Raw genomic sequence first — 17,107 nt, forward strand, 5'->3', positions numbered from 1 at the left:
AATTTATTAGCGAATTGACTTCGCAAATGTTTTTTGTTTCAAGCTTAATGCTTGAAGACCCTACACATTTGTTCTATCGAAACGATATTCAGTTTTCAATGATCAACGTCGTTGTCTCGCTGACAACTTAATCTATATTACAGAACTCATACGAATTTGTCAACATCTTTTTCAAAATAAATATTAAACAATTAATTTTAAACTATATAGGATTTATGCCAACTCGATGAATTATACACACATCATCAATCAAAGTCAATAAATTTATAAAACAATAAACGTACGACAAAAACAAAAAAACCGTGCTTTATTAATATAGCGCTACAATTGTCCTACGTCAATGCTTTTTTACTTAGTTTTTTCTCTAAAAAAAAGTCATCAACATTAGCTTAAACGCTAACATTGATGACTGACAAAATTTATTAATCAATATGCTTTGATAAAATAGCTTCCAGTTGGTGTGCTGGCGTAAACCCAGTTAGACGTTCAACTACTTCACCATCTTTTTTAACAAGCAATGTTGGAATTGCCATAATACCAAATTCTTGAGCTGTTGCGGGATTTTCATCAACATCCATCTTGGTAAATTTAACACTTGACATTTTTTCAGCTACTGTTTCAACAACAGGCGATTGCATACGACAAGGACCACACCAAGTTGCCCAAAAATCAGTTAACGTTACGCCTGTATCAGTTTCTGATACAAAATTATTATCATTGATATCTACTACAGCCATTTATAACATCCCCACTTTCCTAATTTATTGTTAGTATAAACCCTTACTAGATATTTGTCGACATATGCACATTTACTTTAATTGTACATATGTTGCACCCTGATCTGGGCCAGTAAATTTAAACGATTGTACCTGACTATTAGAACGTAGATACTCTTGTACACCTTTCCTAATGGCGCCAGTTCCCTTACCATGAATAATTTCCACAGAAGACAGGTTGTTTAGTAATGCTTTATCGATAAACCGGTCTACCTCTGCCATGGCTGGTTCGTAACGCACACCTCTCAGATCAAGTGTTGCTGATGCCTCTGCACGACTTATTGCTTTATTTGTATTAATATGACTTTTTTTACTACGCTTATTTGTTTGTTTCGTTTCTTTCACTGGTGCACTTTGTTGTTTTTCAACCTCATCATCAGCCAAAATCATTTTCAAAATACCCAACTGTACTTCAAACTTCCCATCCTTTAGAACACGCACAATTGTTCCTTGTTGACCATACTCTCGTACTAGGACTGTATCCCCAACAGATAGCGGTTCTTGTTTTGCACGCTTAGCTTTACGTAAAATACGATTATTAGCTGTTGACGGCTCTTCATGCATCGCATTTAAAGCACCTTTTGCATCCATAATTTTATTTTCTTTAATTGTCGCACCATTGCGCATCATCTTGTGTAGATCAGCAACAATTTTATCAGTTTTCTTACGCGCAACAGCTACTATATGATTAGCTTCTTTTTTAGCATCTTCAATAGATTTTGCACGCTGATCATCAATCACAGCTAACTTTGTCTCATATTCATTTTTTAATTGACGATTTTCAATAACCTTTTGGGTCAATTCTACCTGCTGTGTTAATACCGCATTACGACGTGACACCAAGTCAGCAATCATATCATTTAATTCTTGCGAATCATCACTTGTTAGGGATGTTGCACTATCAATAATAGATGTTGGTAGTCCTAATCTTTTAGCTATTTCCAAAGCATTTGATTGCCCAGGGACACCAATCATAAATTTATACGTTGGCCGTAATGTATCAATATCAAATTCCATTGAGGCATTAATTGTGTCAGAGCGGTTATATCCATAAACCTTCAATTCTGGATAGTGCGTAGTAGCAACAGAATAAGCGCCTGTTTCACCAACTGCATCTAAAATAGCCATTGCTAGTGCTGCTCCTTCTTGCGGATCAGTTCCTGCTCCCAATTCATCAAACAAAACCAATGAATCTTTGTCCATTCCTGACAAAATGTCGATAATATTTACCATATGTGAAGAGAAAGTAGATAATGATTGTTCAATTGACTGTTCATCACCAATATCAGCAAATATTTCTTTAAACAAACCAACCGTTGAATATTCGGCTACCGGAATGAAAAGTCCTGACTGTGCCATTAACTGCAATAATCCTAACATCTTTAGAGTAATCGTTTTCCCACCGGTGTTAGGTCCGGTTACAATAATGGCAGAATAGTCTTCACCAATAACAATATCATTAGGCACAACCTTTTGCGCATCTAGCAATGGGTGACGTGCTTTTAAGAGACGCACATGATTTTCACTACTAAACTCAGGCTCAATTGCTCTAATCTCAACAGCATATCGTGATTTAGCATTCACAAAATCTAAATGCCCCAATATTACTGCATTATTTTGAATATTGTCAGCTTCAGGCTCCAGCATCGTTGATAGTTCAATTAAGACACGTTCTTCTTCTTGACGCTCATTTAGATAATGTTCACGTAGTCTATTATTCATATCAACCACATCAGCCGGCTCTATATATAACGTTTGGCCTGTCTGTGACTGATCATGTACAACACCGCCAAATTTTTGACGATACGTCGCTTTAACTGGTACAACATACCGATCATTACGAATTGTCACAATCGGCTCTGATAAATATTGTGCTGATTTTCCTCGAGTATAGTCTTGCATTTTTTGGCGAATTGCATTTTCAGTTCCCGTGATTGCTTGCCGAACACGATGCAATTCTGGTGAAGCTTCATCCGTTAATCTACCATCGCCATCAATCGCAACATTAACACGTCTTGTCAATTCTGGTAATAAGACCAATTGATTATAATATCCTGCTAAGGCTGGTAATTCTTCACCACGGTCAGCCACTAAATTTTCAAAAAAAGCCCGAATTTGGCCTGTTGTAAATAATATACGACCAACTTGCGCTAATTCAGTCCCACTCAACGCAGCATTAATCCGTAAACGTTGCATATGTGGCTTTACGTCCGCTAACTTGGGAATACTAATGCCACCTTGCCAACGTAGCACCTTCGCTGCATCTGCTGTCTCTGCGAGCCACTGTTGCATGGTTGTTGCATCAGTAGTCGGCATTAATGCAGCCAATTCATATTCACCAGCTACAGTCGATAAAAAAGGCTTAATTTGAGCCTTCACTCGTCCATATTCTAGTGTTTTTAAAATTTTCTCATTCATTATTTTCAAACTACCTACTTTCATTTTTCCTTGACTTATTTACATTAACCACCAATCATAAACAGCCTCTGAAAGGTAAGGTGTATTATTTAATATCGCTTGTGCAAGTGTTGAATTTGCCATGTTCTCGGTATACCAGGTAATGTTTAATGTTTGTGTGATTTGTAAAACAAAAAATATTTCAATATAAACAACTAACCCAAACACCACCAGACCACCTATATGATTAATTGTACTTAATATAGGGACTTTGTTAATAAAGCGCAAACTACGTTCAATAGCCTTAACAATTGACATACCAATAATAACAATAAATGCAAATGCAATACTGGATGCCAAAAATTCTCCTGGTTGATGAACTGCATTTGTCGGTACTTGCGTTGCTGTCCATTGCGCAGACAAGCCATTAACAAAAATATTGTATAACCACGCACCTAATCGATGAGCTAACAAAATTGCAAAAACATATACGATTGCTCGACCAACTAGCATTGTTAAACTACGGACTAATCCTAACCGATAACCGTGAATCATGGATAAAATCAATAAGCCAATAATAATCCAAGAAACAACTGTCATTATTTATTTTTATCCTTTTCAACTTGCATATTTAATTGATCTGAAATTGCATTAATCGCCAACAATGTTAGCAATTGATTTTCATCTAACTTTGGTGCTGCTAGTTGCATTTGCTCTAATTGTGAATTAACCAAATCAAAAACCGCTTTCATATGAGCTTGTGATTCACTTGCTGTTACGGTTAGTTCTTTTCCTAAAATAGTTCCTTTAAAACGTGTTTTCTCAGCCATATTGCTAGCCTCCATTATTTTATCGTTAGTATCTAGTATATCAAAAAAATAATGAGTATTCAGCTTATCCAGTACTGTCTTATTAAATCACAAACAAAAACAGGCAACTAGTTTCCTAGCGCCTGCTTTTATATTATTCAAAATCAGCTGGATCAAAATCACTACCATCTAGCATCCGTGCTTCCAACCAATCCCAAACATTGTCTTTCCCATGTTTAGTTTCAGCAGAAAAAATCTCAAAATCAGACAATTCAGCATTAAATTGTAATTCACGTTTAATGTCAGCTTCAACTTTATTCCACTTACCACGCGAAATTTTATCAGCCTTTGTCGCAACCACCAATACTGGTAATCCGATATCATCAGAAGTTAACCAATTGTACATTTCGATATCTTCTTTTGAAGGTAAATGACGTGCATCGACTAATTGTACAATTCCCTTTAATGGCTGGCGCTTACGTAAATATTCACCAATCATAATAGCAAAAGACTCACGTGCTTTTTTAGAAACTTTCGCATATCCATAACCCGGAACGTCAACAAAGAACACTTTGTTCTCCACTTTATAAAAATTCAAAGTTTGTGTTTTACCAGGTTGTGAAGATGTTCTAGCAAAAGATTTACGATTAATTAACACATTTGTTAATGATGATTTCCCGACATTCGAACGGCCTACAAAAGCAACTTCTGGTAACCCATCCGTTGGATACTGTGCTTCCCGAACGGCTGACATCACCATTTCAACTTGATGAACTTCCATCGTTTCCCTCGCCTATTCCGTTACTAATTCTGGTGCATCGTGATGAAGTACAACGCCTTCTGTAATAACTACGCCTGTAATATCATCTCGCGAAGGTACTTCAAACATAATGTCACGCATAACTTCTTCAATGATTGAACGAAGACCACGCGCCCCTGTTTCACGTTCAATCGCTAAATGAGCCATCGCTTTTAAAGCTTCTTCACTAAATTGTAAATCAACTGATTCCAAAGCCAATAATGCTTGATATTGCTTTACCAAAGCATTCTTAGGTTCAGTCAAAATACGGACCAAATCATCTTCTGTTAACTCTTCTAATGCAGTCAAAATCGGTAAACGACCAATAAATTCTGGAATCAAACCAAAGTTCATCAAGTCTTCAGGTAATACTTGTTGCATGATTGATTTATCAGAATTTTGTAATTTTTGTGTTTTTGCGTCCGTACCAAAACCAATTACCTTAGCACCTAAACGCTCTTTAACCATTTGTTCAATGCCAGCAAAGGCACCACCAACAATAAACAGAATATTTGTGGTATCAATTTGAATAAATTCTTGGTTAGGATGCTTACGACCACCTTGAGGCGGAACATTTGCAAGTGTTCCTTCAAGCATCTTCAACAAAGCTTGTTGCACCCCTTCTCCAGATACATCACGTGTAATTGATACATTTTCAGCTTTCTTTGCAATTTTATCAATTTCATCAATGTAAATGATACCAGTTTCAGCACGTTCAACATCGTAATCTGCTGCTTGTAGCAACTTCAAAAGAATGTTTTCAACATCTTCTCCAACATATCCCGCTTCAGTCAACGTGGTTGCATCAGCAATTGCAAATGGTACGTTCAGTAACTTTGCCATTGATTGTGCAATATACGTTTTCCCTGAACCTGTTGGTCCAATCACAGCAATGTTAGATTTTTGAAGATCAACCCCTTCAATACCTGTTTCACCCGTCAATTTCGCATTTACTCGTTTATAATGGTTATACACAGCTACTGCCAATGTATGTTTAGCATCAGTTTGACCAATCACATATTCGTTCAAATTATCAACAATTTCACGAGGTGTTTTCAGCGTCAACGTACGAGCCATTGCATCTTGTTGCATATCTTCATTGATAATATCTTGCGCAAGCGCAACACATTCATTACAGATATACACACCAGGTCCTGCAATTAATTTTTTTACTTCAGTGGAAGGCTTACCACAAAATGAACAGTACGCAATACCATTCGAGCCGTCAGTTGTATTAAACACTGTCCAACCTCCTATATTTTTCATTTAGTTAGATACAATAAACATTGTATCAAAAATTTATCACAGGCAAAAGACAAAATGAGACTAAGACAACTTTCTGTCTTAGTCTCATTTTTTAAAGTACTCTAGATAACCTGAGCACTCTCAATATTAATTGTGTAAAAAATGTCATACAAAAGACGAATTATATTTTACATTTTTTAATAACACACGTTTGTTTAAATATTTTTAGGCTTCAACTGCTGAATCAACAATCAAATCAACAACTGACTTGATAGCAATATCATGTGACAACATGTCATCTGACAAAGCATTACGAACAGCATCTTCGGCCATGTTGTATGATTCAGCCAATGACTTAACTTCAGCAGCAATTTCTTCATCAGAAGCCTTGATGTCTTCTGCCTTAACGATTGCTTCCAATACCAAGTTAGTCTTTACACGACGCTCAGCACCTTCTTCATATTGCTTGTGAAGATCATCTTCAGTTGTTCCAGTAATTTGGAAGTATAGTTCAGGTGAAATACCTTGTTGTTGCATTGAAGCAAACATTTGGTTCATTTGACGGTGAACATCTTCATCAATCATTGATGCAGGAATTTCATCACCAACAACTTTAGCATTATCAACAACTGCAGCTACAGCAGCATCTTCTTTAGCTTCTTTAGCTGAAGCAGCTTTTTGATCAGCCAAACGAGTCTTAACTTTTTCAGTTAATTCAGCCAATGTTTCAACTTCTTCATCAACGTCTTTTGCAAATTCATCGTCAAGTGCAGGAACTTCCTTAGACTTAACTTCGTGAACAGCTACTTCAAACAAAGCTTCTTTACCAGCTAAATCAGTTGCTTGGTAATCTTCAGGGAAAGTAACTTTAACATCAACTTTATCTTCTGCCTTTGCACCAACTAATTGTTCTTCAAAACCAGGGATAAATGAATTTGAACCTAATTCTAATGAGTAGTTGTCAGCTTGTCCACCATCAAAATGAACACCGTCAACAGAACCATCAAAATCAATGACAACAGTATCACCATTCTTGGCAGCTTCGTCAACTAATACAAGTTCAGATTGACCTTGTTGCATACGAGCAAGTTCTTCATCAACATCAGCATCAGAAACTGATGTGTCAGTTGCTGGAACTTCAACACCCTTGTATTGACCAAGTTCGATTTCTGGAGCCAATTCAACTTCAGCAGTCAAAACCCAAGTTTCACCCTTGTTCATTGATTCTGCATCAATCTTTGGTTGACCAACCGTCACTACGCCTGCCTCTGCAACAGCATCACCATAAACATCTGGCAAAATTTTGTTCAAAGCATCTTGGTACAATGATTCTTCACCGTACATTTGGAAGAATACCTGCTTAGGCATCTTACCCTTACGGAATCCGGGAACACTGATTTGGTTTTTAACTTCATTAAAAGCTGCATCAATTCCTTTTTCGTATACGTCAACAGGAACTTCAAATTTAATTGTTCCCTTGTTGCCTTCACCCTTAGTGAAAACTGCATTTGCCATGTTTATTCCTCCAATAGTCGTTAGTTATTCACTACTAACAACAAAAATATTATCTTTACATACCTAAACAGTATATCGGAAACATATTATTTTGACAATAAAATATTCCGTTTACCATAAAGAAGTTCATATTAAATTATATAGGATTTAAGTGTAAAATTCAAAAAAAAGAGTTATTACATCAAAGATGAAATAACTCTTTTTTTGCAATTAAGCACTAACTAAATTACAAGCTGTAAATTAGTCTTTGATTTCAGAAACTGTTCCGGCACCGACAGTACGGCCACCTTCACGAACAGTAAACTTCAATCCCTTTTCAATGGCAACTGGTGCGATCAATTCGATATCGAATGTCACGTTGTCACCAGGCATAACCATTTCAACACCTTCAGGCAATTGAACTACACCAGTAACATCAGTTGTGTGGAAGTAGAATTGTGGACGGTAGTTAGTAAAGAATGGTGTGTGACGTCCACCTTCTTCTTTGGTCAAAACATAAACTTCGGCCAAGAACTTAGTGTGAGTTTGGATTGAACCAGGCTTAGCCAAAACTTGACCACGCTCGATTTCCTTACGGTCAACACCACGCAACAATGCACCAATGTTATCACCGGCTTCACCTTGTTGCATAGTCTTACGGAACATTTCGATACCAGTAACAACTGTCTTACGAACTTCTTCCTTCAAACCAACAATTTCAACTTCGTCGTTCAACTTAACAGTTCCACGGTCAACACGACCAGATGCAACAGTTCCACGACCAGTAATAGTAAATACGTCTTCGACAGGCATCAAGAATGGCTTGTCAGTGTCACGAACTGGTGTAGGAATGTATGAGTCAACAGTATCCATCAACTCTTCAATAACCTTAACTTGTTCTGCGTCACCTTCCAAGGCCTTCAATGCTGAACCACGAAGTACTGGAATATCATCCCCAGGGAAATCGTATTCTGACAATAGTTCACGAACTTCCATCTCAACAAGATCAGTCAATTCGTCATCGTCAACAAGGTCAGTCTTGTTCAAGAATACAACAAGGTAGTCAACACCAACTTGGCGAGCCAACAAGATGTGCTCACGAGTTTGTGGCATAGGACCATCAGTTGCAGCAACAACCAAGATAGCACCGTCCATTTGGGCAGCACCAGTAATCATGTTCTTAACGTAGTCCGCGTGACCTGGGGCATCGATGTGAGCGTAGTGACGTGCTTCCGTCTCGTACTCGATGTGAGCAGTGTTAATCGTGATTCCACGTTCACGCTCTTCAGGAGCAGCATCGATTGAAGCAAAGTCTTCTTGCTTAGCCAATCCCTTATCTGATAGTACCTTTGAGATAGCGGCAGTCAACGTAGTCTTACCGTGGTCAACGTGTCCAATAGTTCCAATATTAACGTGCGGCTTAGTGCGCTCGTAATTTTCCTTAGCCAAAAGCTTGTCCTCCTATTATTCGCATGTTGATTAAAATCAACCTTATCGCTTAATATAAGTATACTACACATACTACATAACTTAAACAATAAGATACGAAAATCTTTTTACTTCTCTTTAATGAGACTGAAATTATTATATATAATTTCCTTATTTTTGTAAATAATTTTTTCCTTATTTTCGGTACTTATTAGTAATTTCTTTTAATTTAAAATATTTATCAAGTTTTTTTGTAATTTTTGGCGCCAAAAAGCCTGATTTTCTGATTCTAATGGTAAAGGTAATGAAAATGTTTCTGCTATCAATCCTTTAACCCAGCTAGTTGCATCTTCAATCACTAACGCTAAATCCGGATAAGCTAACATCAATAATAGTTGTATTTGTTCGCTTAATCCATGGATCATGTCGGGTCCAAGTTCTTTTTCATAGCCTTTCAATACTGAAATCACTTCTTGATATATTTTGTCAGAAAAAATATCTTGCAGTTCTGCTGGCACAACAGTTACTACTTCTGCTGTTAAATTTATAAATTGTACTGATTCTGTTATGTTAAGTCGTCGTAATTGATCTAAAACCGAAACCCGCGACATTTGAGTTAAAAACGGATCTTGTAAAATAAATTTAGCTCCGACTACATATTCATCGCGTGGTAATTTATTGGCAGCCAATAATCTTTTTTGTTGATCAGCTAGATTGCCATCACTTAAATGATAAAAATGACGCGCAACTGTCTTAATTGTTTGTGCTTGTGCTGAGCGATAATCATTTTCCGCTTTTTCAATCATTGCCAAAAAATAATTTTGCCATTCTTTAGGCAATCCTACTAAGATTTCCCATGCATTTAAAAAATAATGATTATGCAAAATTAGCTCTAAATACATTTGAGCATCTTGTTGATTTTTCAAGTAACTATCTAAGCACTCATCAGCATACATCTGTGCTTCTTGATATTGATTTTGCGCAATTAAAACCGTTACTAATAAATGATTTACCACAATCGTTTGTTCTATTTGATACGCCAGTATAAGGCTATCTAATGCTTGGTCAAGCATATTATTATTAATTGCTTCTTTAGCTCTAGTAACTAGAGCATCATAGGACAAATCCTGATTAGATTCTGCAGTCATTCTTAACATCCTTCCTTTTATTTTTAAATAAAGAAATTCTCATTTATTTAACCATGTTAAACAAACAAGAATCTCTCGTTTACATCAAAATGATGTTTTATTTACTTTTTATTGCTAGCTTCATTTTGCTTCACTTGATTATTTTGACCATTATTTTTGTTCTTTTTTGGACGGCGATTTTTATTCGGCTTTTGTTTTACAACGTTAGTAGCTACCTTATTAACTTGGCCTGGCTTCTTGTTAGCCTTTTTTTTATTATTAACCGTTTTTTTAGTAGTCTTATCTTTTGTTCCGTTATTAGCCTTATTCTGATTACTTTGTTGAGCTGAGGTACGACGGCGGCGGCGACCATTTTGGTTTGCTTCCATAATAACAGGCAAAATAACAGGCTTACGTCGTGTTTTTTCAAACAAAAATTTACCTAAAGCGTCACGAACTGCGTTTTTTAAGTTACCCCAGTCAAAATCTTTAGCATTCTTAACGCCATCTGTAACTGTCTGTTCAACTAATTCAGCTGCTTCATGCATTAAATCGCGTGATGTTTTAACATAGACAAAACCACGTGAATCGATTTTTGCGGGTGCAATTACTTTCTTTTTCTTACGATCAATCGTTATAACCGCAATAAACACCCCATCTTCTGACAAAATGCGACGATCATTAAGAACAATTGATCCAATATCGCCCACACCTGATCCATCAATCATTGTTGATGTCACCTGAATAGAGCCACCCAAATAAAACTTTTCTCCATCCCAACGTAGTTTATCACCCTTAGCAAGTAAGAAAACATGGTCCTCATCATAACCAACTTGTTCAGCAGCTCTATAGGCTTCATTCAAAACACGATATTCACCTTGGACAGGAATAATATTTTGTGGTTTTAACAAATTCATCAATAATTGAAAATCTTCTTTAGAAGCATGACCTGAAGATTTTTTATCCGTTGAAATTTGCTTAACAGTAGCTCCTGCACGGAATAACATATCACGTGTTCTAGCTACATACCCTTCCATTGCCGTTGAAGGCGTTGTCGTAATAAACACTAAATCATTTGGTTGAATTTTAATGTTACGATCATCACCATGCGCAATGCGTTGTAGGTGACGAATTGGTTCACCCATTTTACCAGTTTCTAAAATAACGGTCTCGTCCGCTGCTAACTTACCAAGATTCTTTAATGAAACAAACATCTCATTTTCAGGGATTGGCAAAACCAACTTTTTTAAACGTAATGCCGTTCTAACAACACGTTCTAAATCATTGCCAGAAATAACAACCTTACGCCCCACTTTATAAGCTGCATCAATTACTTGTTGAATTCGTTGTATGTTTGATGCAACTGCAGCAACGATAATACGTCCTTGTTTATGTAAGTAAAAGTTTTCTAAGATGTAATCACCTAAGTCAGATTCATGATCAGGCATACCAAAATTAGCTGTACCAGCAGCATCAGCCAACAGTGCTAACACACCTTTTTGACCAATTTCAGCTAGGCGTAATAAATCTGTTCGATAATATGGTAATGCTGTCGTATCAAACTTAAAGTCACCCGTATAAACAACTTGTCCGGCTGCTGTTTCGATAACAATTCCTAATGACTCTGGAATTGTGTGTGTTGTTTCAAAAAACGAGACTGTCGCATCATCAAAACTAACTTCTGAATTTCCTTTTACCACATGATAATCATCGTAATCTTTTAAACGTGGTTCATTATGAATCGCTAATTTTGCTAACTCAATCGTTAATTCAGAACCAAATATTGGTACACGTAAGTCTGAAAGCAAATAAGGCAAAGCCCCAATTGCATCTGCGTGCCCATGTGTTAAAAAGACTCCGGCCACGTTATCAGCATGCTCAATTAAATAAGCATAGTCAGGGATGACAACATCTACTCCCAATAAGTCACTTTCAGGATACTTTAATCCTGCATCTAAAATAAATATCTCATCATTAACCGTAACGGCGTACATGTTCATTCCATTCTCACGAACACCACCAAACGGCATAATATCTAATGTAATTGCCATAATTTTCCTATTCTCGTTGTATTTCACGGGTTTAATTACTATACCCAACGTTTAAATGTTTAATACAATACTACCACATAAGCGCATAGTAGAAAATAGGGAAGTCATCTCATAATCGTCAATAATCTGTACATTCATTTGAATACTTTAATACTATACAAAAAAGCTAGTAGTGTAACACTACTAGCTTTTTTCATTGTTTAATTTGTAATTTGAATTACTTGTTCAACAATGAAGCCAAACGTGACTTGTCACGTGAAGCTTTATTCTTAGCAATCAAGCCCTTTGATGCAGCACGATCGATAGCTGATGAAGCTGCGGCAAATAACTCTTGCAAGTTATCTTCGCCAGCTTCGGCAGCATTGCGGAACTTCTTAACTTCAGTACGGTATGAACTAAGTTGTGAGATGTTACGCTCGCGTTGCACCTTGTTTAAGCGGGCACGTTGGATTGATGACTCAATAATTGGCATCGCTTTTCCCTCCGATGATAAATATGTCAAATAAAAACGTGATTAATATAACTAATATTAACGACGCAAACCAAGCTTTTGGATCAACTCACGGTAGCGTTGTACATCATTGTTACGTAGGTAACGTAGCAAGTTACGACGGTGACCAATTTTCTTCATCAAACCACGTTGTGAGTGAAAGTCATGCTTGTGCTCTGACATGTGACCGTTCAATTCGTTGATGTCAGCAGTCAAAACTGCAACTTGAACTTCAACTGAACCTGTATCACCTTCGTGACGAGCGAACTCATTGATGATTTCATTTTTGCGTTCTGCAGAAATAGCCATTGTTGGATATCCACCTTTCATAAATATAATAGTCGCCTTAAACCATGTATGACGACGGTGAACCGTCAAACATCGTAAAAGGTCACGTGCTTAAAGCACTTCTAAAATACTAGCAAATTTTTATAGGTAATGCAAGTTTTTTTACTTAACCATTTCATGTTGGTATTTTAAAACAAATAATTCAAATAATAATTCAGGGTTACGACTTGTCGACTTTAACTGTTCTTCCATCGCAACTAGCCCTAAATATGCCTGCGCTAAGCGCACATAATTAAACTGACGAACAATTTGTCTAGCTAATTTCACACGGTATGGGTGAACCTTTAAGCTTGATGCTGTACCTTTTTCACTTTTATCACTTGTTTTGACTTGCAATAACAGTCTGAATTGTCCAATTAATGCCCCATGCAAACGTAGCGGTTCTTCACCATTAAGCAATAATTCGTGATATAAATTCACTGCCTGTGTTAATTTCCCTTTAAGCAAACAATCAATTAGATCAAATATATTTTCTGTTAATGTGTGTGTCACTAACGCGTTCACATCAGCCGTCTCAATTTTTTTGGTTGCCACTGTATACAACATTAATTTATCAATTTCAGCCATCATTTGTGTTAAAGATGAGTTTGTTAGCCGCATTAATGTTTGTTGTGCTTCATGAGAAATTTGGTACCCAGCATTTTTTAATTTCTGCGTTATAAACTTCGTTATTTCTTGTTCCCCCATATTAACGAAAGATAAATAACGAGCTCGTTCTTTGATTAGTTTCGTAAGTTTTTTTCGATTATCCAATTTTTCATATGGTGCAAAAATAATAAGTATGGTTTGTGGTTCAGGTTGCTGTATATAGTCAATTAAATCTTGTGTATGGTGTTCTAAATTATTTTTTGTCCGCTCGCCTGTTAAAAAATATGGTTTATCGATCATAACAACACGCCGATCGCCAAAAAAAGGTACTGATTTAGCATCATCAATCGCGACACTCAATGGTGTTTCAGTTAGATCAAACTGTGCTAAATTAAGCGTACGGTCTTCTGGTTGAATAACTTGCAAAAATTGTTGCCTAACCAAATCTAATAAGTATTGGTCTTGCCCTTGTACAAAATAAATGGGCTGTAGTTGCCCTGTTTGTACATCATTACTAATATCTGCTAATGTGACGTTCACAACAACATCCCCTTTCATTTTTATTCTTAATTATAAGATAACATGTCTACCCTATTATGCCCATTATTAATTCAACTATAAAAATGACTTAATCCTGTACTTACGTAATAGCCCCCACTCAATTTTTATCATCCCTTTTTCAGCAGTATTATAAACTTTGACGTGATATTTTTTGGCAGTCCTTAATGTCTCTATATTTGGATGATGATAACGATTATTAATGCCTGCCGATACAATACCCACAGTTGGCCGTAATTGATTTACAAATTTATCATCCGTACTTGTTTTTGACCCATGATGACCAAATTTTAAAATATCAATTTTTGGTAATTTAAACTGCTTAATTATTTTTTGTTCACCACTTTTTGACAAATCACCTGTCATCATTAGACTAAAGTGTCCATAGTCAACATACAAACTGATTGAGTCATCATTTTCTCCTTTTCCTTCAGTCATGGGATGACAAATCAACATATTATTCGATAGTTTTTCAACTACTACAACTGGCTTAATAGTCAAACTTTTTTTTTAAACGTGGATGAAGCATCTTTTTGAAAGCTGTTTGCTTTTCCATTCCTGCAGGTACATAAATATTGTTAACTCGAATAATCTCCAAAAATGTTGCTAAATTACCGATATGATCAAAATCTTTATGTGTTAATACCAATCGGTGCACGCGATTAATGGCATGTCCTTTTAGAAAATGCGCCAACTCTTCAGCTTGATAATTTGTAACCGCATCATGGACTGTTGACTGCTTATCTTGCGCCATTTGAAATTGACCACCAACATCAACAATTGTAACATCGTTATTTTTAGGTCGTAAAATTGTTGCATCTCCTTGACCTACATCAAAAAAAGTTACAAAACCACCTGGCAATCCTTGTGGAATCCACCACACTATTAAATATGAAAGACATATGACAATTGTTAACAAGCGCTTATTATAAATCACCCACCCTAGAGTTAATAGCGTTATAATGACACACATTATCAATGGAGGCCTGCCAAATAATAATTCTCCCGGAATTTTTTCACCACATTTAATGCAATATTGCATACCATTAATTAACATTTCACAGATATCACGAATAAAAATACACTGCATAAAACTAGCAACAATCCCAATTAAAATAGTAGGTATAACTAACCAGGTAAATAGCGGGACAATACAAAGATTGGCTACTAAACTAATCGGATGCCAACTAAAAGTATGCCAAAGTAACGTTGGTAAAATAAAAAAGGATAACCATATACTTTGATACCAACCGGGACGATTAGACAACCATAGTAATCCAAATGTTAGTAAATAAGATAGCTGTCCGCCTAAATTATGCAAAACTCCTGGTTCAATTAGTAAACCGCCAATCAGAGACAATCCCCATGCATCTTTGACATCAATTATTAACCAACGTAAATCTCGCCAAGCTTGAAAAATTCCTAATAAAATTGGTCGAACCAATGATTGAACGCCGCCAGCAAACAACCACAAAGTAACCAACAACATTTGAACGATAATTAATGAATGTTCACGTTGAACACCACAGCGTCGTGCAACACATCGCCATATTTGATAAATACCTGCTACTTGAAACCCAGAAATACTAAATAAATGCATTAACCCTAATAATTGAATACCACCATTTTCTGAATAAAAATCAGGTCTTGTATAGCCTAACAATAAAGTTTCACCATAATCCCGTAATCCAGACGGTAAATGTTCAAACCAATTCGTTAACCTATAATGGTAACTATGAATAGTCCACTTAATTAATGTTATAAAATCATTTGGTTTGGCATGGCCTAATATTTTTAATTTTTTAAATTTAATACGATGAACAATGCCACGACTTTGCCAATAGGATCGTGGATCAAATGAAAATTCATTTCGTGCTACCTTTATTCGTTCAAACACACCTATTCCCTGAATCAATAACGGTTTTGCCATATTATTTTTAAAAGAAACCCTATCGTCTTGATTATCAAAAAAAATACGAACTTTTTCACCACTTAATAATTGTGCTGTTCCCACTACTTTACTATTTTTAAATTGTACATCATCCGGATGAATAATTACTTGGGTTGTCAAGTTACCAATAGGTAGTTGAATGAAATGATTAATTTTAACCTGCCAACCTAAGAAATAAGCGACCCCACTTACAATGATCAACGTGCTTAAAAATGGTTTTGAAAATTTAAAATACAATAGCGACAAAAACCACAATAAAAATGGTATCAACCATCAAACCTGAAATAATAAAATTAAATTAATAGTTGCTAAACACAAACTACTAACCAATAAATATCCTGACATCATACAGTTACTAACGGCTCCAATTTTGCAAATGTCTTTTCACCAATGCCACTGACTTCTTGTAAATCAGTAACATGCTTAAATCCCCCCACTTTTTCACGCTCATTAATAATATCTTGGGCACGTTTTTCACCAATACCTGGTAAATTTTGTAAATCCGTTATATCTGCCGTATTTAAATTAAGCTTCCCTTCATTACCATCGATGTTGGCAACAGTACTAACTTGCTCCTTAGGCTGTACATTATTACCTGGTAATGGATATTCAACTGGCTGTTGTTCATCACCAATTGGGATATACAACACCTGACCATTAGTCAAAACAGCCGCTAAATTAATCCGCATACTATTAACTGTCGGCAACATACCACCTGCTTTGCTTAAGGCATCTGCCACAATAGGGGCGTGTGTAAAATAATAAACACCCGGCCGATGCACACCACCTTTTATATCAATAACAACTCGTTGTGTCGTTTTTTTGATAGTTGTGTGCTCATTTGCAGTACGATGTTGCATATCATCTTTTTGATTAGCTGTTATCGTTGCAATATTATTAGATTCTGTTGTGGTACTTTGTGCCATTTGCCACCAAATTAATAACCCAATACCACACAAAACTAAGCACAGACTAAACCATATCTGATTACGATAACGATAATAAATTGCTTTAATTTGTATCATAAGCCACCTCTTTTATAAAAA

The 17,107-nt window shown here is 36.1% G+C and carries 16 protein-coding genes; all 16 read right to left on the reverse strand.

What is annotated here, in order from left to right:
* Positions 1–422: 422 nt before the first annotated feature.
* The 16 genes from trxA to FFM55_RS09275 all read right to left on the reverse strand — a co-directional run bounded on the left by trxA (position 423) and on the right by FFM55_RS09275 (position 17,086).
* Positions 423–737 (reverse strand): thioredoxin, encoded by a 315-nt coding sequence (gene trxA, locus FFM55_RS09200; protein WP_042494458.1) that lies wholly within the window; start codon positions 735–737, stop codon positions 423–425.
* 72 nt (positions 738–809) lie between these two features.
* The gene (locus tag FFM55_RS09205) at positions 810–3,194 is read right to left on the reverse strand and encodes an endonuclease MutS2 (protein ID WP_137600975.1); all 2,385 of its coding nucleotides are present in this window, start codon (positions 3,192–3,194) and stop codon (positions 810–812) included.
* Between the two features lie 39 nt (positions 3,195–3,233).
* Positions 3,234–3,773 carry a CvpA family protein gene (locus FFM55_RS09210; protein WP_042494461.1) on the reverse strand — a complete coding sequence of 180 codons (540 nt, stop codon included), beginning with the start codon at positions 3,771–3,773 and terminating at the stop codon, positions 3,234–3,236.
* A complete protein-coding gene (gene zapA / locus FFM55_RS09215; RefSeq protein ID WP_042494464.1) occupies positions 3,773–4,003 on the reverse strand; it encodes a cell division protein ZapA in 231 nt (76 codons plus the stop codon). Before zapA ends, FFM55_RS09210 begins: the two co-directional genes overlap by 1 nt.
* A gap of 133 nt (positions 4,004–4,136) precedes the next feature.
* Entirely contained in the window at positions 4,137–4,763 is a 627-nt protein-coding gene (gene yihA / locus FFM55_RS09220; RefSeq protein ID WP_042494466.1) for a ribosome biogenesis GTP-binding protein YihA/YsxC, read from the reverse strand.
* Positions 4,764–4,775: 12 nt separating this feature from the next.
* On the reverse strand, positions 4,776–6,023 hold the full coding sequence (gene clpX / locus FFM55_RS09225; RefSeq protein ID WP_042494468.1) for an ATP-dependent Clp protease ATP-binding subunit ClpX: 1,248 nt from the start codon (positions 6,021–6,023) through the stop codon (positions 4,776–4,778).
* A 228-nt stretch (positions 6,024–6,251) separates the two neighbouring features.
* Positions 6,252–7,541 carry a trigger factor gene (tig, locus tag FFM55_RS09230; RefSeq protein WP_137600976.1) on the reverse strand — a complete coding sequence of 430 codons (1,290 nt, stop codon included), beginning with the start codon at positions 7,539–7,541 and terminating at the stop codon, positions 6,252–6,254.
* A 240-nt stretch (positions 7,542–7,781) separates the two neighbouring features.
* Entirely contained in the window at positions 7,782–8,969 is a 1,188-nt protein-coding gene (gene tuf / locus FFM55_RS09235) for an elongation factor Tu (protein ID WP_042494471.1), read from the reverse strand.
* 203 nt (positions 8,970–9,172) lie between these two features.
* On the reverse strand, positions 9,173–10,096 hold the full coding sequence (locus FFM55_RS09240; RefSeq protein WP_137600977.1) for a hypothetical protein: 924 nt from the start codon (positions 10,094–10,096) through the stop codon (positions 9,173–9,175).
* Between the two features lie 101 nt (positions 10,097–10,197).
* Positions 10,198–12,126 carry a ribonuclease J gene (locus tag FFM55_RS09245; RefSeq protein ID WP_042494475.1) on the reverse strand — a complete coding sequence of 643 codons (1,929 nt, stop codon included), beginning with the start codon at positions 12,124–12,126 and terminating at the stop codon, positions 10,198–10,200.
* Between the two features lie 217 nt (positions 12,127–12,343).
* Positions 12,344–12,598 carry a 30S ribosomal protein S20 gene (rpsT, locus tag FFM55_RS09250; RefSeq protein ID WP_042494477.1) on the reverse strand — a complete coding sequence of 85 codons (255 nt, stop codon included), beginning with the start codon at positions 12,596–12,598 and terminating at the stop codon, positions 12,344–12,346.
* 57 nt (positions 12,599–12,655) lie between these two features.
* Positions 12,656–12,925 carry a 30S ribosomal protein S15 gene (gene rpsO / locus FFM55_RS09255; RefSeq protein ID WP_040761154.1) on the reverse strand — a complete coding sequence of 90 codons (270 nt, stop codon included), beginning with the start codon at positions 12,923–12,925 and terminating at the stop codon, positions 12,656–12,658.
* Positions 12,926–13,066: 141 nt separating this feature from the next.
* A complete protein-coding gene (holA, locus tag FFM55_RS09260) occupies positions 13,067–14,092 on the reverse strand; it encodes a DNA polymerase III subunit delta (protein ID WP_228179885.1) in 1,026 nt (341 codons plus the stop codon).
* A gap of 75 nt (positions 14,093–14,167) precedes the next feature.
* On the reverse strand, positions 14,168–14,548 hold the full coding sequence (locus FFM55_RS09265) for a ComEC/Rec2 family competence protein (protein WP_137600979.1): 381 nt from the start codon (positions 14,546–14,548) through the stop codon (positions 14,168–14,170).
* A 52-nt stretch (positions 14,549–14,600) separates the two neighbouring features.
* Entirely contained in the window at positions 14,601–16,298 is a 1,698-nt protein-coding gene (locus FFM55_RS09270; RefSeq protein ID WP_137600980.1) for a ComEC/Rec2 family competence protein, read from the reverse strand.
* Positions 16,299–16,405: 107 nt separating this feature from the next.
* Positions 16,406–17,086, reverse strand: coding sequence for a ComEA family DNA-binding protein (locus FFM55_RS09275; RefSeq protein WP_042494481.1), 681 nt, complete (start codon positions 17,084–17,086; stop codon positions 16,406–16,408).
* Positions 17,087–17,107: the final 21 nt, after the last annotated feature.

Origin of the sequence: Weissella sagaensis (assembly GCF_005405285.1) — a bacterium.
Lineage (GTDB): Bacteria > Bacillota > Bacilli > Lactobacillales > Lactobacillaceae > Weissella > Weissella sagaensis.